The 20,479-nt window shown below is 35.0% G+C and carries 15 protein-coding genes; all 15 read left to right on the top strand.

Annotated elements, in window-relative coordinates; translation table 11 throughout:
- The 15 genes from pglX (at window position 1) to CSX02_RS00420 (ending at window position 20,467) form a co-directional block, all read left to right on the top strand.
- Window positions 1-2,616 (top strand): BREX-1 system adenine-specific DNA-methyltransferase PglX, encoded by a 2,616-nt coding sequence (pglX, locus tag CSX02_RS00490; protein ID WP_099385220.1) that lies wholly within the window; start codon window positions 1-3, stop codon window positions 2,614-2,616.
- A 14-nt stretch (window positions 2,617-2,630) separates the two neighbouring features.
- On the top strand, window positions 2,631-4,052 hold the full coding sequence (locus CSX02_RS00485; RefSeq protein ID WP_099385219.1) for a hypothetical protein: 1,422 nt from the start codon (window positions 2,631-2,633) through the stop codon (window positions 4,050-4,052).
- A gap of 21 nt (window positions 4,053-4,073) precedes the next feature.
- Window positions 4,074-6,590: a BREX-1 system phosphatase PglZ type A gene (pglZ, locus tag CSX02_RS00480; RefSeq protein ID WP_099385218.1), complete on the top strand. Its 2,517-nt coding sequence runs from the start codon at window positions 4,074-4,076 to the stop codon at window positions 6,588-6,590.
- A 9-nt stretch (window positions 6,591-6,599) separates the two neighbouring features.
- On the top strand, window positions 6,600-7,394 hold the full coding sequence (locus CSX02_RS00475) for a hypothetical protein (RefSeq protein ID WP_099385217.1): 795 nt from the start codon (window positions 6,600-6,602) through the stop codon (window positions 7,392-7,394).
- 34 nt (window positions 7,395-7,428) lie between these two features.
- Entirely contained in the window at window positions 7,429-9,543 is a 2,115-nt protein-coding gene (brxL, locus tag CSX02_RS00470) for a protease Lon-related BREX system protein BrxL (protein WP_099385232.1), read from the top strand.
- Window positions 9,544-9,610: 67 nt separating this feature from the next.
- A complete protein-coding gene (locus CSX02_RS00465) occupies window positions 9,611-10,180 on the top strand; it encodes a GIY-YIG nuclease family protein (RefSeq protein ID WP_099385216.1) in 570 nt (189 codons plus the stop codon).
- 288 nt (window positions 10,181-10,468) lie between these two features.
- On the top strand, window positions 10,469-10,651 hold the full coding sequence (locus CSX02_RS00460; protein WP_242970383.1) for a type I restriction enzyme endonuclease domain-containing protein: 183 nt from the start codon (window positions 10,469-10,471) through the stop codon (window positions 10,649-10,651).
- 20 nt (window positions 10,652-10,671) lie between these two features.
- A complete protein-coding gene (locus CSX02_RS00455) occupies window positions 10,672-11,973 on the top strand; it encodes a hypothetical protein (protein WP_099385215.1) in 1,302 nt (433 codons plus the stop codon).
- Window positions 11,974-12,012: 39 nt separating this feature from the next.
- Entirely contained in the window at window positions 12,013-12,522 is a 510-nt protein-coding gene (locus CSX02_RS00450) for a hypothetical protein (protein WP_099385214.1), read from the top strand.
- Window positions 12,512-15,748 carry an HD domain-containing protein gene (locus CSX02_RS00445; protein ID WP_143248106.1) on the top strand — a complete coding sequence of 1,079 codons (3,237 nt, stop codon included), beginning with the start codon at window positions 12,512-12,514 and terminating at the stop codon, window positions 15,746-15,748. The genes CSX02_RS00450 and CSX02_RS00445 overlap by 11 nt, the downstream gene beginning before the upstream one ends.
- Window positions 15,749-15,890: 142 nt before the next feature.
- Entirely contained in the window at window positions 15,891-16,211 is a 321-nt protein-coding gene (locus CSX02_RS00440; RefSeq protein WP_099385212.1) for a nucleotide pyrophosphohydrolase, read from the top strand.
- 18 nt (window positions 16,212-16,229) lie between these two features.
- Window positions 16,230-16,529 carry a nucleoside triphosphate pyrophosphohydrolase gene (locus CSX02_RS00435; protein WP_099385211.1) on the top strand — a complete coding sequence of 100 codons (300 nt, stop codon included), beginning with the start codon at window positions 16,230-16,232 and terminating at the stop codon, window positions 16,527-16,529.
- Window positions 16,529-17,680: an HNH endonuclease domain-containing protein gene (locus tag CSX02_RS00430; RefSeq protein ID WP_242970382.1), complete on the top strand. Its 1,152-nt coding sequence runs from the start codon at window positions 16,529-16,531 to the stop codon at window positions 17,678-17,680. The genes CSX02_RS00435 and CSX02_RS00430 overlap by 1 nt, the downstream gene beginning before the upstream one ends.
- A 101-nt stretch (window positions 17,681-17,781) precedes the next feature.
- Complete coding sequence (locus CSX02_RS00425) at window positions 17,782-19,263, top strand: DUF3800 domain-containing protein (protein ID WP_099385210.1); 1,482 nt, start codon at window positions 17,782-17,784, stop codon at window positions 19,261-19,263.
- A gap of 73 nt (window positions 19,264-19,336) precedes the next feature.
- Window positions 19,337-20,467 (top strand): AbiH family protein, encoded by a 1,131-nt coding sequence (locus tag CSX02_RS00420; protein ID WP_099385209.1) that lies wholly within the window; start codon window positions 19,337-19,339, stop codon window positions 20,465-20,467.
- Window positions 20,468-20,479 lie beyond the last annotated feature (12 nt).

Here is a 20,479-nt window from a genome sequence, read left to right as displayed (position 1 = left end):
GTGAATAAAACAGCAATCAGAAATTTCGCTATTGGGGCAAGAAATAAGTTAATAGCAGATGTCAGCTATAAAGCTGGACTCATGGGAATAACTAAGGACGGTATAGCAGATGCCCTTCCACAGTCTACAACTGATGTTGAATTTTATGATATCGGAACAGCGGAGCCTTATGCGATTCGTGGAGAAGAAATTAAACAGCGTAAAGGCCTAGTTCAGATTATAAGGCAGAAGGAAAAGGGATCCGATTATGCAACAGCATATTCCAGCGTTATTGAAGAGGTTGCCTATACATGGTTTAATCGACTGATTGCTGTGCGTTTCATGGAAGTTAATGATTATCTACCTTCACATGTTAGAGTTCTTTCTTCAGAGACTGGTAAGTTAGAGCCAGATTTGGTAACAACTCCTTTTGATGCAGAGTTGGATTTTTCTGACGCTGAAAAGCAATATATTATTCAGTTAAAGAATGATAATAAGCTTGATGAAGCATTTAAATTACTTTTTATTAAGCAGTGTAATATGTTGCATCCATTATTGCCGCGTTTATTTGAGAATATAAGTGACTATTCTGAGATATTATTGAATGTTTCTTTCGTAGATCAGGATGGCGTTGTGTATCATCTTGTTCATGATATAGAAGAAGATGATTTTAATATTGATAAAGGTGGTCAAGTAGAGATTATTGGCTGGTTGTATCAGTATTATATTTCGGAACCCAAAGATAATCTGATTAACGCACATAAAAAGTATTTAAAGAAAGATATTCCTTTCGTGACGCAGCTATTTACATCAGATTGGATAGTTCGCTTCATGGTGGAGAACAGTCTTGTTAGGTTTTGGAAATCTTATAATTCTGAAATAATGAAACACGAATGGGAATATTATGTTCCTGATAATGATGATGAAGGCGGATATTTCGAAGATGGTATAGCTAAAAGACCAGATGAAATTAGATTTCTTGATCCTTGTATGGGATCAGGACATATTTTGGTGTATGCATTTGATGTATTCATGAAAATATATGAATGCGCTGGATGGACACAGCGAGATGCTGCACGGAGCATCGTAGAAAAAAATTTATACGGGTTAGATATAGATGAGCGTGCTGCACAAATGGCTTATTTTGCAGTAATGATGAAGGCTAGGCAATACAATCGAAGAATTTTCTTTGAAGATATCGAATGTCATTTTCTTCCTATGGTAGAAAGCAATGATTTTGAAACAGATTGTTTAACCTTATTACCAAGCAATTATCGTAGTATGGCACAATCAATAATAAATAATTTTATTGACGCCAAAATGTATGGTTCACTTATTCATATTGAATACTCTAATGAAGAACTGATAGGGTTGAAAGACACTATAAAGTCTGTGCTACAAAAAGATAGTGTATCAATAGTCGAAGTAATAGGAAAAAAATCCTTAGAAAAACTCGTACCATTGGTAGAGATTGCAATCATAATCAATCAGAAATATGAAATAGTAGTTACAAATCCTCCGTATATGAATTCTGCGCTTATGCCAGATAAATTAAAAAAATATGTCTCTGAAAAATATGAGGACTTTAAAACTGATATGTTTTCAGCATTTTTTAGGCGCGCGGTGGATTATTGCAGTGAAAATGGGCATGTTGGCTTGTTGATGCCATATGTTTGGATGTTTATTTCATCGTATGAAAAAATGAGAAGCTGGTTGTATAGTCATGGCTGCATTACTACTTTAGTTCAGCTTGAATATAACGCATTTGAAGCTGCTTGTGTGCCTGTTGCAGCATTTACTTATTGCAAGAACGCCAAGAGTGATTTAGGTAGTTATATTAAATTATCGGATTTTACTGGAGTAGAAAATCAAGGACCTAGGACTTTGGATGCCATTGCTAATCCTAATTGTGGCTATAGATATACCACACATCAAAAAAAATATCAAATCATACCAGGAGCACCAGTTGCATATTGGGTCAGCGACAATGTTAGAAATGCGTATGATAAAGGAAAAGCGTTAGGAAGTATTGTTGCTCCTCGTAAGGGCAACTCGACATCGGATAACAATAGGTTTTTAAGGCTTTGGTTTGAAGTAAATGAGCAAAAAATGAATCTAGGAGCGGTAAAGATTGACAAGGAGGAAAGTAAGGAAAAACCTTGGTATCCATATAATAAAGGTGGAGACTATAGAAAGTGGTATGGTGATAATGCCTATTTAATTGATTGGTATAATGATGCAGAAGCAATCAGAAAAATCAAATCAGCAGTAATAGCTAATTACCAATACTTTACTAAACCAGGTCTCACATGGTCAACAATTACAAGTAGTAGGTTTAGTATTAGATGGTTTGACGAAGGTTTTATTTTCGATAATGGAGGTTGCTGTATATTTGATCTTGGAGACAAAAGGCCATATTTTCTTGCGCTTTTGAATTCAAATGTTTTTTCATACATTTTTGGACAGCTTAATCCTACATTGAATTCTCAATCAGGTGAAGTAGCGAAATTTCCTGTTTTAGAAAGTGATGATGAAGAAAAAGTAGATGAATTAGCAATTAAGAATAAGCAGCTTTCTAAAGATGATTGGGATTCTTTTGAGACATCATGGGATTTTAAGAAGCATCCATTGATTTAGAGGAGGTATTGAGGGTGTCTGTAAAAAAGCCGGAAAGACTATTGGGATATTTAAAATATAATGATATAGATTATCCATTTGAGTTTATAGAGGAAGACTTTTCCATAGTCCTGTATCCACCTAACTTAGAAGAATGGGAAGAGGCAGCAGATATCTTTGCCTTTTTTGATAATCTGATCAAGCCGAAGTCTGGCGGATGGATAAAAAGCATTAAGTTGGAGGGTATAACCTCTGAACACTATCGGATAGTTTTTTCGGTAAAAGACTCACCTTCAAATTATCATGGATTTAAAAGTTATGAAGTAGATTGGTTTTACTATTGCAGAGAAGAGTACGGGTTTGATCAGATTGAAGGAATCAGAGTATCGGGACCAGAAGTTAATTATTTTTTCCCTCCGCAAATAGCACTACGGAATGATGTAAAATTTGGCGAAGACAATTACATAGAGAAGATGACGGTTTCAACTACCGATGAGAAAACTAAAAGAGACTGCGGAAGCTATTCGGTAAAAAGGGGGCTAAGCACATCTGTTGAGTTAGATGCCTTTGCAACAATGCATTATAATACAGCGTTAAATCCGATTGATGCTGCAAGCTATATGTATTTTATTTTTTCAAAGCCAATTGGAGTAGATGATATAACAACGGTTGTTTATCATGCTAGATGCTTTTTTAAATTTATTACTTATAGAAATAATGTGAGCTTTAGTGCTATTGAAACCTTTTATAACAAAGAGGGTAAAAGAGATTTTGCAGGCACAATAGTATTTCCTTCAAATAATGAGAAAGAAACTCACAAAAAGGCAGCAGATAGAATAATAAAATATGATGTACTTCAGAACAAAACAGCCAATCTTTTTAAAGCTATAAAGCTTGGAAAGATGGGATATGCACATATTTGTAACTCTATTGAAGATAGAAGACATTTTTCATCAGGAAGAATGATTATGATTATGTCAGAATTTGAAAGAGAGTTCAGAAATATATATGGCCAGGACTATGAACGTTCGGATTTATACATATCTACAAAAAAAGAGATAGTTGAATTAATCGAAGAATATAGAAAGTCTCATACAGGAGATGCCAAAAAGTATGCAACTAGTATCAAAAAGACAGTATCAAATCTGGATAATAGTTATGCGCAAAATGTTGAAAAAGCAATTCATGATTGCGAAGCTATCATAAAACCTTTTATTAGTCATAACTACAGTGGTTATACGGATGAAATAATAAATGCTATATGCGGAAGAGTTGGAGAGATCCGTAATGGTATTGCACATAGTAAGATGGATTTTAAATTAGACGCGATACATCTTACTGATACAAAGACTATAGAAGAGCTTACGTATGCAATACGATTGAAAAAAGCTGGGGTTCCAGATGATAAAGTGAGACAAGGAATAAAGGAATTGTTTAGCGAGAATGTTGCAGTTTAGCAAGGTTAGGATGGAGTAATAATGGCAGAATTAAATCTAAAACAGATAATTGATAAACTTAATACAGAGTTTATAGGAGAAACACGTAAGCTTGTGTTTTGGTATGATGACAAGGCAGAATTTGAAGAGGATATGGATTCCGTAGAGTTGGAGAATGCCAAAGTCTATAGACTTGAGAAAGATAATCAGTTCTATACGAAGTACTTTCTTGAGAGAGAGGATACTACAACAAATTACCTGATTTATGCTCCATTTCCAAAGCCGGAAGTAAAAGACAATCATCTTGAAGATACCATGCTGTATTCTAAGAGATTCTTTGCGGATAGAGCCTCACTTCTGTCTGTGGATTTAGGCATCGAAGAAAAGTATAAGCATGTAATTGAGAAGCATATTAAGTTCTTTGCTAACAAGGACAGGACGCAACGTTTCTATGATCTTGAGATCGAGAACTTTAATGAAGAGAATATCCGTGTGGGCCTTTTAAGTGCAGTTTGTAAAACGAGAACCTGTTCTTTTGAGGAAGTAGTACGTATTGTCATCACAGAAGGTGATATTGAAGATAACAAGTACCTTGAGGAAATGGATAAGTATGAGCTTCTTGGAGCATTTTGGAAGCTTTGTGAGCAGCAATTTGGTTACGTAGATTCAGAACCTTCACTTGAAAGACTTATAGTAACACTGTTTGTGTCTTATGCTGCAAGATACCTTCAAGGCGATGTTCCTGTATCATGGAGAAGCTTTGTTTCAATGAAGCAGGGAAATGTAATAGCTTTCCTTGATAATCTTATGAACAGCGTACTGTATAGAGATGATTATGATAGATTGTCAGCTCGTATAGCCCAGGGGCTTAAGGTAGAAGATAACCTGGCCAAATATGCGACGGAAGATATTATTCACCTGGATGCCTTCGCGTATGTGGATGAACTTATTCTTGCATGGATTACTGAGCGCCTTGTATCTGAGGACGTTGGAGTAAAACTTGATGAGATGGATTTACTTCAAATATGTGATATGCGTTCAAAGATGCATTTCGGTGAGAAATACGAGAATGCTTATGAGATGTTAGAGAATGCTTTAACAATCATCAATGCTGCAAATTATGGTGGCAGTGATGATATGAAGAGCATCGTGAAGAAATATGAGACAGAAGATTATCTTATCGATACTGCATATAGAAAATTCTATTTTTACTACGACAAGCTTGAAGATACAACCAATTATGAGAAGTTACAGACTTTAGTGGAAAACATTTACACCAATGAATACCTGAATGACTTGATTCCGAGATGGAACACATCATTTTGTGGCGAAGACGGGCTGATTGTACTTCCGCTACAGAGAAATTTTTACAATCGATATGTTAATCAATCAAAGGAAAGAACAGTTGTAATTATTTCTGATGCGATGAGATATGAAGTGGGACGAGAACTATTTGAGCAGATGAAAGATGATCCTAGATGTACAGCGAAGCTGTCACCTATGATGAGTTCACTGCCCTCTTATACGAGACTTGGTATGGCTGCATTGTTACCGCATAAGACTCTTGAGATGAGAGATGATTATGAAGTATATGCAGATGATGTATTATGCAATGATTTAGTAGGAAGACAGACTGTTTTACAGGCACATAGCAAAGATAGTATCTGCATACAGTTTGATGATATCAAGAATCTTAAGAAGACAGAACTTAGAAATATCTTCACAGGTAAGCAGGTTATTTATGTTTATCATAACCAGATTGATGCCAGAGGTGATAAGGCAAATACAGAGGACGAAGTATTTGTTGCTTGCGAAGAAGCAATCAAAGAAATTTCGGATTTGATAAGAAAGATATCTGTTAATGCTAACACTTATAGATTTGTTGTTACATCAGACCATGGCTTTATCTATAAGAGAGATAAGGTGACTGAGAGCGATAAAATTGGTGGTGTTAGCGGTAAAGACGCTTGGATTAATCGCAGATATATTGTTTCAAAGAATCCGATTACAGAAGATGGCGTTTCTAACCTTGGACTAGGTTATGTATTGGGATATGAAGATGACAAGGTTGTTTCATTCCCAACAAGTAGTAATGTATTCAAAGTTTCCGGAGGCGGACAGAATTTCGTTCACGGTGGTTCATCTCCGCAGGAAATGATTATCCCTGTAATTGATATAAAGATGGAGCGCGGCCATATGGAGACTAAGCCGGTATCTATCAGCTTGGTAAGTATGGTTCAGAAGATTACAAACCTTATAACTGGAATGGATTTTATTCAGTCAGAACCAGTTAGTGATACGGTGAAAGAAACGACTTATCGTTTGGTATTTATGTCTGAGGATGATGAGCGAATTTCTAACGAGAATATATATGTGGCTGACAGCAGAGAACCTGATTCTGCAAAGCGTATATTCCGTATGAGATTCAACTTCAAGAATCAGAAATATGACAAGGATAAGCAATACTACTTGGTTGTAACTGATGACAATACCGGTCTTGAATTATTCAGACATCCGGTAATGATGGATTTAACATTTGCTGATGATTTTAATTGGTAGGAGTAAGTAATGGCAAAGGGAAAATTGGAAGACTTTATAAATGCTGTTTCTGAAAATGGAGCACAGGATTTTTTAGAAAGTGATTTGGCAAAAACGGCTGCAGCGGAGCTAGGAAAACATGTTGTAGAAGAAGGCACTGCATTAGCAATTGGTTCGGTTTTTGCTGCAATAGCACCACGACTCAATGGAATAAGGCTTACATATAAAGAAAAACGTTTTGAAAGAAATATAAAAGAAGCGTTATCTGTATTAGATAAGAAAATAGATGTGCTAGATAATCACATTACTTCTTTATCAAATGAAATGCAGGATAAATTCAGGGGATTATATGTTGAATGGATTCTTGATAATTTATATGAAGAAAAACAGATAGAAAAAGTTCCGTACCAAATACAAGGGTTTATCAATATGATGAATATGGATACTACAGATGATATTATGCTTATTTTTCTCGAAACTCTTAATCAGTTAACAGTGTTAGATATTGATGTACTCAAGATGTATAGCTATGAATATGAAGAAAATTGGCTAAATGTATGTGAAAAACGAGGCATATCTTATGAGCAGATGGATATGATAAAGGCGAAACTTGAGCGGCATGGTCTTTTGTATAGTAATAACGATGACCAGAGAGATGCAAATATAGATCTTGTAGTTGAATATTTAGATAAACGTGTAAAAGAAGAAAATAAAAAGAATGGAAATCTAAGTAACATTAGGCTTGGAAAGACAAAGAAAGTAAAAAAAACTGAATCATATTCTATTACCAAATTGGGCAGGGATTTTTTGAAAAAAATAGGATAAGAGATAAATGTTAGGAGGATATATGGCAGGGAACATGCTGATAAATAGTGTCGAAGAGATAAATGGAGATGGTGTGTCTGTTAATGCTAAACTCCGAAAAAACTTTGATGGGAAAATAGTTCGCAAGGATTTAACCAAACATATAAAAGAAGGTGCCAATGTACCAGTATACGTATTGGAATACCTTTTGGGGCAATATTGTAATTCAGAAGATGAAGAAATCATAAAATCTGGAGTGGAAAGCGTAAAGCACATTCTGGCAGATAATTATGTGCGTCCTGATGAATCTGAGAAGATACTTTCAAAGCTGCGTCAACGTGGTTCAATGAGTATCATTGACAGAATTACAGTAAGCTTAAATCTTAAATATGATGAATATGAAGCTGAGTTTTCAAACCTTGGCCTAGGTGGTGTGCCAATTGCTGAAGAATATCCAGAAAAATACGACAGACTTCTTTGTGGAGGAATCTGGTGCATTATTAATCTTGAATACAATGCGGAAGTCGAGGAATCAAATCCTATAGGTTTTGTTAAGGATGAGCCCAAGAAAAAGAAGAAAAAGGATGCTCCTGTAATTACAATCAATAGTCTGAAACCAATTCAGATGCCATCTGTAGATATTAATGAGCTCAAGCAGGGACGAAAAGCATTTACAAAAGAGGAATGGATTGATGTAATGCTTCGTTCCATAGGAATGGAGCCAGATAGACTTACTGAGCGTGAAAAATGGCTTTTGTTACTACGACTAGTTCCACTGGTGGAGAACAACTTTAATCTTTGTGAACTTGGCCCTCGTAGTACAGGTAAGTCTCATATATACAAGGAAGTATCGCCTAATAGTATCCTAGTATCGGGAGGTCAAACTACTGTGGCTAATTTGTTCTATAACATGGGTAGACATACTATGGGGCTTGTTGGCATGTGGGATTGCGTTGCTTTTGATGAGGTTGCTGGTATCAATTTCAAGGATAAAGATGGCGTACAGATTATGAAGGATTACATGGCGTCTGGCTCATTTGCTCGTGGGAAAGAAGAAAAGGCGGCGTCTGCTTCAATGGTATTCGTTGGAAATATCAATCAGAGTGTGGATGTACTTTTAAAGACCAGCAGTTTATTTGATCCATTCCCTGCAGAAATGGGAACAGATACGGCATTTCTTGATAGAATGCATTGTTATGTTCCAGGTTGGGAGATTCCTAAGTTTAGACCAGAGCATTTTACTAATGATTATGGCTTTATAACCGATTATCTTGCTGAATTTATCAGAGAGCTTCGTAAGGAACAGTATGGCGATGCTATTGAGAAGTACTTCCGTTTAGGAAAGAACCTAAATCAGCGAGATACAATTGCTGTTCGTAAGATGGTAGGTGGTCTTATAAAGATTGTTTATCCAGACGGAGAGTTTACTAAGGAGCAGCTTGAGGAGATTATACAGATTTCCTTAGAAATGCGTCGTAGAGTAAAAGAGCAGCTTAAAAAGTTAGGAGGCATGGAGTTCTATGATGTGAACTTCTCATACATCGATAATGAGACTTTTGAGGAACATTATGTTTCTGTACCTGAACAGGGAGGAGGCAAACTTATTCCTGAAGGCATGATGAATCCGGGTCAGGTATATACAGTTTCTCACGGTAAGTCAGGCATGCTAGGAGTATTCCGCTTGGAATCTCAGATGCTTCCTGGTAATGGGAAGTTTGATAGAACCGGTCTTGGATCAGATAGAGGATGCAAAGAGGCTACTAATACTGCGTATAGTTTCTTAAAAGCGAATGCAGGGCGTATCAGTGGGGCTATCGGAGTAGGTAATAAGGATTTTGTTATCAATTATCAGGATCTGCAGGGACTTGGAATGACAAGCTCATTGGCATTGCCAACACTTATTGCACTGTGCTCTATAGCACTCGGAAAACCTGTACAGAGTTCCCTTGCAGTATTGGGAGAGATTAGCATCAGTGGAACTATGATTAAGACAGAGAATCTTGCTGATACACTTCAGGTATGTCTAGATAGTGGCGCAAAGAAAGTGCTTCTTCCTCAGACTTCAGCAGTAGACCTTGGAACTGTACCTCCTGATTTGATGAGCAGTTTTAATCTGATATTCTATCAGAGTGCAGAGGATGCGGTATTTAAAGCGTTAGGAGTGGAATAAAAAATACAAGCTGCATTAGCACATACAAAAGCCTATTTGGATAGTAAATGGTGGGGAACTCGCAGAAATGATAGATGAATATAAGGTATATGTTCTGGCGCTTGAATGCGGGAAGTTTTATGTTGGGATTACAAAAGAACCAGCCCGAAGATATGCAGAACATAAATCTGGTAAAGGTGCTTCCTTTACATACCGTTACAAGCCTATATGTATTGTATTTATAAGAAATACTCATACGAAATACAAAAGAAATGCTGAACAAATGGAACAGAATATTACGGTTGAGTTGATGAGAAAATATGGCATCGAAAACGTGCGTGGGGGTGATTATTGTCAAGTTAGTACTCAGCAACTCATTGATTACATGGGGAAAAAGAAACATGAGAAGATCGTTCAAGCTTATAAATCAAAGAAGTTTGCTAATTCGTATTCTAAGATTGACAAGGTGATTGCTGGACTTGAATCTGGAACGATGAAGGTGAATCGTGATGGAACGGCTACTAACGTAAATTCAAAGAAGTCCCCAAAAAGTATGGAGGATGGCGCAGAAACAATTCCAAAAACAAAACAAGGGTGCAAGAAAAAGAAGCCCAAAGCAAATTTTTGGTGGGAAGATTACAAACGAATTAACTACTGAAAATTGCAACGAAGTAATAATTGACCAGGATGGTAATGTTGTAGATTGGACGAATAGCTAATCTTACAGAGAAACAAATACTTGCTGTTATTGCATGGCACTTTAGAAGAGATCATTTTAGCGAGGGTAGCTGGATTGGTGTATCCGTTGCAGATGGCCATATGGCTTTATTGGTAGATTCTCTTTTGGCAAGAGCAAGAAGTGACGCAGAATAATATGATAGGAATTAATTAGGAAAATGAACCAACAAACACTAAATAGAATCCGAAAATTTACAGAAGACCGTGATTGGTTGTAGTTGAAGATAAGGCTAAATACCCGGATTTTTCAACAAGAGAAGATATAAAAGCAAATCTTCAGGTGGACCTAATTCTTTTATTGGATAAGTATGACTATCCACCGGTAACGATTGATGATGTATACAAGGAAGTATTAGAGCAGGCAGAAAACTTTAAGAAATATCAAGGCTAGTATTGGGAGGGGATATTGCAATGGCATCTGCAAAAGACTATATAAATGTTGCTGAATCGTTAGGCCAGCTTTCGGAATCAACGAAGAAAGTAATTAGACAGATTAATTTTAAAGGAATGACGTCAGCACTAAAAATAGTTGCGGAGCAGTTCAAATCAGTGGAAGGATTGCAAAGTAACATAAATAGCGCATTAAAGGCTTCTCAGTTACAGATGAATATCCAGCCTGTTATTTCCGAGATGATGAGTCAGAAGTATATCGCAGCACAAGTGTTCAGTAATGGTGAGGTGGCGAAGCAGTTAGCAAATGTTCAATCTGCTGCTGTTGTGATGGCCAGTTTACCAAATGCTACCCAGATGTTGAAGGATGTTCAATTGGGATTGGCAAATTCAAATATTTCTGCATGTGTTAATGCAATTCAAAAGTCTTTGGATAGCACTTCAATAGCAATGGCTGATTTTTCGTTTGTTAAAACGTCAGAGTTGATGAAAAACATAAAACCAGATATTGTTATGCCAGCTGGATTAGCAACAGCCATTTCTGAACTAAATAAATCTAGTGTTGAACGACTAGCATATAATGAGAGTATTGTTTACAAAAGTGATGAACGAAAGTTTGTTAGTGTACCAAATGAAAATGATTATGCTAATGCAAAAGAATTAAATATTATCTGTAGAAGTGAAGATTTATTTGAACTAGCTGATTCGGAGGAAGTCTTTAATGAGAATGAACTTATGAATTTCATGACTTATTTGGACGAAATGCCTATGCTTGCACTGCAGAATGAGGTTGGGAAAAAGATTTATAGATTAATTTGCCATTTTCCATTTCAGATGGGGTTTGATTGTAACGAATACTATCATTGTAGAGCGCGTGCAAAAGATGAAGCACCATATGTTTGGAAGCAAATGAAAAAAGCACCATATGGGGTGGCAGGCCCAGGTAGATATAATCATGCTGGACAGGCATATTTTTATTTTTCTGATGTAAAAACAGGCGCAGAGACAGAAATATGTAAGCATATGTCTGCAAAAGATAAAGAGGATATGGTTTTGCAAACGGTTAAGGTGGGTGTTACTAAAAATGCAAAACTAATAGATTTGTCTGCCAAAAATATGAGAGGATTGAATACATTACTCAGATACATAAGATTTCCATTAAACGATGTTGGTAAAAATCCAAGGGTGTATTTGATTCCATCGTTTATTTCTATGTGTTGTAAAAGTGCAGGGATAGATGGAATAAAATATTATGGTGGCAAAGATTATTCCAACTATGTTACGTGGGATGATGGTTATTATGACTTTATTGGTATCGTGTAAAAAAGTGCCATAGAAGAGGCTGTACAAAGGGAGGATACAATGGATATAGAAAATACTAAAGATTTACGCACATGGATTGATAGGGGAATTGTTTCAGATGATGAGGTGGTGTATATAGATATTATTATTAAAGCCTTTTCTGAATATATGACTGCTGTCGATCCTGAGTATCAATACAATAAAACGTTTTTAAAAGACTTTATACCAGCATTTATATTGAGCAATAAAATGCTAAATACTAAGAAAGTTTTTTTGGATAAACTAATTGATTCTCTTCAAGAATATAAAGAAAATCTAAGAATTGAAATTGATAATGCATGGGTATATGAACAAAAAGGTGGTGAAGATCGGGTAGTTTTATCAAATGTCTTCAGCAAATCCAAGGTTAATTCAGGAAAAATATATTATCAAATTAAATATGCTGGAGCCTGTTCTTTTGTTTTGGCTGGAAATATAAAAATAGAAGAGCTAGAGAAGGGGATAGATAATAAAATTGAGGAGGTTGTAGATCTGTTTTTGGACAGATTTAGTGAAAACGATGAGAAGTAACAATTATAGAGAGCGCTTATTTGATAATCGTAACATTTTTTTGGCGCTGTATTCTGCCCATTCATATATAGTCAATCAAGAGCTTCTTACGCACGAAGAAAAAAACGAGTTTGAGTCGCTAAGAGATATTTTCAATGAAGACAATATTAATCAGTGGGTAAAAAAGGTTCATGAACGACTTCTTGGGCTTATAGATGGCGATAATTATTTACATGCAAAAGTATTTTTTAAACCCAAGAAATATGAAGATGGTAAAGCAGTTTTTAGACCTCTTCACCATTCATCTTTACTTGATCAAATTACCGCTGTAGCAATGTTAAACCTCCTTATTTATGATTTTGATGATGAGGATAAAGTCGGAATGTCAGATTTGAGCCGTCTTATTCCTCATAATTTTTATGGTAATAGAGTTGCTTATGATATAGAACATCTTTTTACTCCATGGGAAATACAGTATAAAAAATATAATAAAATTGCTAATGACAATTATCGAAAATACCACGAGAATCTTGAATACAAATGGGAAGTAGATTTAGATTTAAAGAACTTTTTCCCGTCGGTTAATCCTTCTGTTTTATACAGATATATTGTAAATAAGTTACCAGTAAATCTTACGCCGGACAACAGGAAAACTATTTTAAAGATATTAGAAAAACTTATTTTTGTTGAAATAGATGAATTAGATGAGGCTGATTTAAATCGATACAGAGGGGAAAAGAATAGTTTTACCTGCAGGTTTGCACAAGGAATTCCACAAGGTTTACCACAAAGTTATTTTTTCGCGAACTTATTAATGATTGGAATTGAAAGGCAGTATAAAAAAGTATTTCCTAATTCAAAAATGTTCTTTTACGTTGATGATTCGGTTATTTTTACAAACGAAATTAAAGATGAAGCTGACCTGGGTAAAAGCATTGTAAAACTAAACAGCAACATAAAATCTTGGATGAGTCAAGGGATGAATCGTAAACCCGAAGGATTGTCCGACGAATTGTATCAATATGTAAAGGACCGTGAATCAAGTTATGGCATTGTAATACACGAACCTGGTGAAAAGAGTACAGCTTCTAATATCGCTAGTAGTAGACCATCAGAAATTTATTTGAATTGTATTGGTAGAGAAACATCTAAGACTTCATTTGAATTAAATACAAGTTATTCTGATGAAGAAAATATGGTTCTTCTACATAAAACAGAAAAGCTAAAACTTGCAGTTGAAAAGGAACTTGAAGATGTTAAGAAACAGCTAAAGAATGCTGGAGAAGATGAGAAAATTGGACTTGAAGCATATAAGAAAAAGCTCATTCGTTATAAAAAGTTTTTTAAGTATAGAAATTATGAACTGACAATTAGAGCGAATGGTATAGATGATGAGATTAAATCTGATTTTATGGAAACACTAAAAGAAGTTGTTAATCATAAAAAGTTAGATTTATTCTTTGAAAACTTTACTGAAGATATCTTCTCGGCATTATTAAGTCTTGTTTTTCGTGAGATGACCAATTCGGGTGAAGATATTAGTGAGTTGCTTTCACTTGTTGAGAGGCTAAATTATTTGCTGTTTGATGCTGATAATAAGAATACTTCTTATCTTTATCAGGCCTTCTCAAAATATTTCAACGTGGAATTGGAAATAAGTATAGATGATATAAAGTACTTGTCGCTAAAGAAGAGAGTGACAAATCAAATGTTGTTTTTCCAAAAGAAAAAAGATGATTTTCGAAGAAAATATATGGAAAAAGAACTTATTGAGGCAAAGCGTAAAAGTATATTGGAAGCAAAAATGGACGATGATTTTGTTATTATGGTTGGATTAGTTGACGCTAATTCATCGGCCATTCGGAGAATGCTTTTGAATGCATATATATCTGGTATACTTGGATTTGAAATTAGTGATGAATTCTTACTTCATAAAAGGATAAATAGGAAGATTAGTTATGCAGAACTGCGTATTCTTGAGATGCTGCGTTCTAATAGATTTAAGGACAAAATCTTTTTTGATCTTTTAGATAGTTTTCTTGATGAAGAATTTGATTGTGCCGTAGATTATTCTATTTTTCAAGTTATTGGTTATTTTAGAACTTATGTATCAGATGTAGATAGATTAGATAATCTTATTTTGATTCATAAATATACATGTGACATTTGGAAAAATGGTTCTAAGCATCTCTACTTTTACACATTGCACAATCAAGAGCATGCTGTTGATCTAGTTCAAAATACTGTAAAACTAGTGAGAGCAATTGATTATATAGATATTAAGAAAAATGATTATTATATCTTATTTATTGCTTGTTATTTACATGATATTTCAATGGTTACGTTCCCATTTTTGGATGCCATTCAGGACAGTAGCTATGAGAGTGATGAAATATATACCAATTTTATTAACGATGTAAGAAAAAGTCTTAATGGCGACAATTTGTCTGATAAATCCGTAAAGAAAATGCTTAAAGATTATTATCTTAAGGTTGATGAGTTTTATGAAAATCGTGTGCGTTCTAACCATGCCAAGGATAGTGCAAAGGAGATAAGATCACGAAAAGAACTTTCATTTATAGATGCTGCGCTAAGAGAAATTGTTGCTGAGGTTTCAGAGGCACATGGATATAATATTGCTGATATTTATTATAAAAAATCATCAGCACAAAGTCAGAACTGGAGTGAGAAGTATACAAAAATACTGTTACGACTTGCTGATTTGCTTGACATGAGCAACTATAGGGTGTCTAGGCTGATTCTTAATCACAATATAAACAACATGGGTGAAGTTTCAAGGTTTCACTGGCTCTCTCATATGGTTACAAAGGGATATAAACTAGATGTTCAGTACGATTTAAAAAAGGGGATAAAGGAGAATTATTTAAGCAAGGAAAGCATTGTTGAAACAATACAGTTGATAGTCAATGTTGATTTACCACAGTTTACTAAAGTAGGATCTCCAAAATGTAAAGAGATGAATCTTGTCAAGACTAGTGGAGAAACTATAGTACTTGAATGTGGGACGGAATGTCAGGGGAAAATAGGCTGTAATTTTTTATGTAAATGGTTTGCTACAAAGAATAATTACTTGTTTATTGAATTAGATGCTTTAAGAAATTATCTTAATTCAGTTCCTGATAATTACTTTGATACAAGAATACAGGTAATTGTTAAAACATCCGATAAAAGCGTTTTGGATGCAGAGCAATTTTCATATCTGAGAGAATTTGTTGATGCTAGGTAGGAAAAATATGACTTAAGTGTGATTTATCAAATATCCTTCATACTCAGATGCTAAGATATTTTTATGGTGTTTTTGGGTTATTGTTGATTTATACTTAAATCTGACCGATTTTTCGGTTGACGAATACAATAGAGGATTGGATATGAAACAAGAAACAATCGATAGAATCAGAAAATTTACAGAAGACCGTGATTGGGACCAGTTCCATTCACCATCCAACTTGGCTAAGTCGATCGTCATCGAGGCGGCGGAATTATTGGAATGCTTTCAATGGGATGACGAGAACTTTGACGAGCAGCATGTCAAAGAAGAGCTTGCGGATGTCATGGTATATTGCCAGAATCTCGTGGACAAGCTCGGATTTGATGCGGATGAGATAATCAATATGAAGATGTCGCAGAACGAAGCAAAGTATCCGGTGGAGAAGGCAAAGGGAAGCAGTGCGAAATACACGGATTTATAAAAGGGTAAGAGGTTAAGTATGGGAAAGCTTGTGAGGGATCGAATTCCTGAGATAATAAAAGCCGATGGCAAGAATCCGATAACCAGGATTTTGTCGGAGGAAGAATACCTTCAGGAATTGGATATAAAACTTAATGAAGAAGTTGCTGAATATCAAGTTGATAAATCAATTGAAGAGATGGCGGATGTTTTGGAAGTGCTATTTGCTATTTGTGAGGCCAGGGGATATTCCATTGAGCAATTAATGAAAACCAAGCAAGATAAGCAGGATAAAAGAGGCGGCTTTAAAGACCGGATATTCTGGGAGGGCAATGAATAATGAATGGTGAGCTCGACCTTAATATTGATGGGAAATACTATAACAATTTGGATGTAGTCGGTTTCTCACAAATGCTAAAAGATCCGTCTTATTGTTATAAGTTTTATTGGCTTGAAGCAATCGTCAAAATGATTTCACGAGATGTTGTAAAAACTTCTTTTAATGACATTATTGATGAGATGATTTGTAATGCATGGTATACCGTGTTGGAGTTTCATGTTCATTTGAGTGGCTTTTTACTTGGCGAGCCTCGAGATGCGCTGGAACTTGCTGTTATCACGCTTCAAGAGCTGAGCGGTTTAAGAGCAGATGCTGACGCAGAAAGCATAAGAAGTGAAATCATCAAATATGATCATGAGCTTCGTGAATATAAGAACAGATTGACGAGAAATGTTCCATACAGAGCACTTTCCGGTTTCTTTGATCATGCGAAGCAGAATGTAGATTGGGGAAGAACAGGAGCGCTGATTCAGTATGCTAAGTTATTAAATCAATCTACACCGCTGCCATATGTCATTGGTGAGAGCACGGGATTAAAGCGTGAAGTAACCTTCAGTTCTGAATGGATAAGCCTGATCAAGGATAATACTGTTTCCATATTAGGATGGATTCAATTTGAAAAAGTGAAATGGCTTCAAAGTAATAATCCAGAGGTTCCAAGCCTGGTCTATAAACTTGCACCTATGGATGAGAAAATGCGAAAGCTTAATCATGTAAGAGCTTTATGGGAATTGATTCTTGAACAACAACCCATCATAGATGTGTTTACGGATGCACCGATTGAAAAAGGAAATTATGATATTGATCATTTTATTCCATGGTCGTTTGTGATGAATGATGAGCTATGGAATTTGATGCCAATGGATTCTTCTTTGAATTCATCAAAGAGCAATAAACTGCCGGATTGGAATCGCTTCTTTGGAAAATTTGCAAATAATCAGTTTATTCTTTACGGCATGATCAATGATGACAGTCATCCACAGATACGAAACAGCTTTAGGAAATGCTATAAGGATAATCTTCATTCGATATGGGCCAACCAGGAATTATATCGAAGAGGAAATACACAAACAGAGTTTTATAATATTCTGGAGAAGAATATGCAACCTGTCTATGATAGCGCAAAGAGACAGGGGTATTTGGTTTGGTAGGAAGTAAAATATTTGTTTCTATCGTACATTATTAGTGAGAAAGCGTTGGAACGGCATATAGTTACATAGAACAGTATTATTTAAAAGGTAGGGGGATATTGGTGCATAAGTTTTATTATGACGAAACAGAACATAGTAGGAACATTACACAAGGTACTTTGGAGAATAGTAACTACTATGAGAATTTTATAACCGTAATAGTGGGATGGGATGAGAAAAAAGAAGCGGAATTAGAAAAGAAATATCTTGAATTTGAGAATAAATATGAAGATCGAAAACACAATGGTGAACTGAAAAGTTCTGCAATTAAACTGGGACAGTTCAGAAATGGTTTCGCATCCATGTCGCGAGAAAATCTAGAGTTGGTATCGGATTTTCTTGATTTATTTGATGATGACATTTACGTATACTTTTCTGTTCAAAGTAAGGTGGAATACATTCTTCTACAGTTATTGGCTCAGTATCATAATAATTTGATGGTAGATATTGATGCAATGAGGTATAGCATAGTAAAGGCAATTCATGTGTATCATCCTGAAAATGTCATTGATGCTATGTATAATCGCCCAGGAAAACTTATAGATGAAATAAGAATCTTTCTAAAGAATCGCATCGAGGCTAATAAGAAAAATCTGGCTTTAAAGCAGCGTGAAAATGAGGCTTTCAGGCAAGTCTTGATAATATTAGACGATTTATCATTTGTAAGTACTTTTGAGTGGGACTATCATATGCCGTTTGATGGATTTAATAGATTCTTGACGGAGCAAAGTATAGACAACTATTCGTTAATAATTGATAGAGAAGGTTGTGAGCAAAAAACATTAAAGGCAGCTATAGATATGGGGCATATTAATGCATATGAACGAGATTCTAAAGATGCTTTCGGAATTCGTATGGCTGATATGCTGGCAGGAATTATAGCAAAGTTTATGAAATCACTTTCTTTGGCTCTGACGTCTGATTATAAAGAATTACAGAAGGTGATTTTAGATAAGAGTTGGTTCAGACTTGATGATAATAAGCGACGTATATATAGAAAATTGCATCATGTCTTATCTGAAATCAATGATAGTTGGTATAAATCATTTGCGAGCACATATGCGGATGATTTAATATCGTTTATTTCGTTATTAGAGTATATAGATAATGTTTCTGCAGACGAAATGCAAAAATCACTTGAAATGCAGGGCGAGTATTTTAACGGATTTGTGTGTGATGCATTACAGCAATACTATTCTAGGATTCATAATAAGCTAAAAAAAGAACCCAAAAAGCTCATAAATAATGAGTGTTTTTTCAATAAATGGGGCGCTAAAGTATATGTGGATGCAAGAAAGCTGCCTGGTTTAGAAATAGAAAATGGGATGCGAGTATGTGATGTTGTTAATGCAGGCATGGATGCCAATGGAGTTCCAACTATCACGATTAAAGAGGATGATAAATATGTGTGCTACAGAATTCCGGAGCAATTAAAGGGGTGGGTTGGCGCAATTATGGCCTTAAAGAATAGAGGTCAAGATATGCTTCCGGCGAGAGTGAGAATTACAAAAAATGCAAATAAATGGTATGCAGACTTGCTGTAGGGATTGGTGTATGACCGATTTTTCGGTTGACGAATACAGAAGTATTATACAGTAAGCAGGTAGGGAGGATGCAATGTTTAAAGAATACGATAGAAATAGTTTTAATGAACTAAACAAACAGCACAATATATTGGCATTAGTGGGCAATGGCTTCGATATAGGAGCATTGAAAAAGTATAAGAAAGGAATTGCGAGCGGAAAGACTACAAGTTATCCTGAGTTTTATAATTATTTATTAAGTGATCTTACTAATAAAGATAACATATTATTCAAAGAAATGAAAAAAGACAAGGAAAATGATAAAGATAACTGGAGCGATTTTGAGAATACACTTTCGCAATTGTTGAAAAAGTCTTCATATAATGTATCTGAACTTGAAAAAAGTGTTGATGAACTTCAAAAGTATTTTATTATGTTTTTGAACGAGGTGGTTGATTATTCTTTTATCCTAGAATTTAATCAATTAGCGAGAAAGAACAAATGGGCTTGGAATACGTTATCGCACTTTTTAAGAGATCTTCCTAGCGGTGAGACCAAATTTGCATCAAAAACAGGTTGTTATGATTTGTTTAATTTTGTTTTTGTGAATTTTAATTATACAAATCTGTTAGAGAATTATTTGTATTTGGATAAAAATCAGTTTGACCCACATGTTCATAAAAACGTTGATACTAATTTTCTATTTTATTCAAATAATGCAGGCTCAGGTGGCAGTGAATCCATATGGTCGTCTTATGTGTTGTGTGATGTAATTCATCCACATGGTATTCAAGGTGTTCCTCGTTCGTTATTGTTTGGAATAGATTTAAAGGAATACGATAAAGGACGTTCTTTTGAAAAAAAATTAGTAAAACCATATTGGGCTAGATGTGAAGTGAAATATCGAGATTACATTGAAACAGCAGAACTTTTTATTATATATGGAATGTCTTTAGGCGAGATGGACGCATGGTGGATGGATGCGATTTATGATGAATTACTTTCAAGAGATGTTGAATTGATAATCTATATGTATGGTGATTCTGACGAAGAGATTGTTAAAAAGAAATTTATAAATTCATGTGTTCGCCATTTGGGTGATAGTAAAACGAATCGAGAGGTTGTAAATAATAAAATTCATGTGGTTACATTTGTTGATAATACAACATGGTTTTTGGGGTTTAATCAAAATGATGAATATAACACTTCTAATGAAATGAAATAATGGTTTTGAATT

The sequence above is a fragment of the Agathobacter ruminis genome (assembly GCF_002735305.1).
Classification (GTDB): Bacteria; Bacillota; Clostridia; order Lachnospirales; family Lachnospiraceae; genus Roseburia; species Roseburia ruminis.
The sequence above is the reverse complement of the archived record's forward strand: the minus strand, read 5'-3'. Positions and strand labels throughout refer to the sequence as shown.

Coding starts and splice junctions, on each gene's coding strand:
- CSX02_RS00465 (WP_099385216.1), top strand. CDS start 9,611: ATGATAGATGAATATAAGGTATATGTTCTGGCGCTTGAATGCGGGAAG.
- CSX02_RS00430 (WP_242970382.1), top strand. CDS start 16,529: ATGAATGGTGAGCTCGACCTTAATATTGATGGGAAATACTATAACAAT.
- CSX02_RS00475 (WP_099385217.1), top strand. CDS start 6,600: ATGGCAAAGGGAAAATTGGAAGACTTTATAAATGCTGTTTCTGAAAAT.
- CSX02_RS00445 (WP_143248106.1), top strand. CDS start 12,512: ATGAGAAGTAACAATTATAGAGAGCGCTTATTTGATAATCGTAACATT.
- CSX02_RS00455 (WP_099385215.1), top strand. CDS start 10,672: ATGGCATCTGCAAAAGACTATATAAATGTTGCTGAATCGTTAGGCCAG.
- CSX02_RS00450 (WP_099385214.1), top strand. CDS start 12,013: ATGGATATAGAAAATACTAAAGATTTACGCACATGGATTGATAGGGGA.
- CSX02_RS00435 (WP_099385211.1), top strand. CDS start 16,230: ATGGGAAAGCTTGTGAGGGATCGAATTCCTGAGATAATAAAAGCCGAT.
- CSX02_RS00440 (WP_099385212.1), top strand. CDS start 15,891: ATGAAACAAGAAACAATCGATAGAATCAGAAAATTTACAGAAGACCGT.
- brxL (WP_099385232.1), top strand. CDS start 7,429: ATGCTGATAAATAGTGTCGAAGAGATAAATGGAGATGGTGTGTCTGTT.
- CSX02_RS00420 (WP_099385209.1), top strand. CDS start 19,337: ATGTTTAAAGAATACGATAGAAATAGTTTTAATGAACTAAACAAACAG.
- pglZ (WP_099385218.1), top strand. CDS start 4,074: ATGGCAGAATTAAATCTAAAACAGATAATTGATAAACTTAATACAGAG.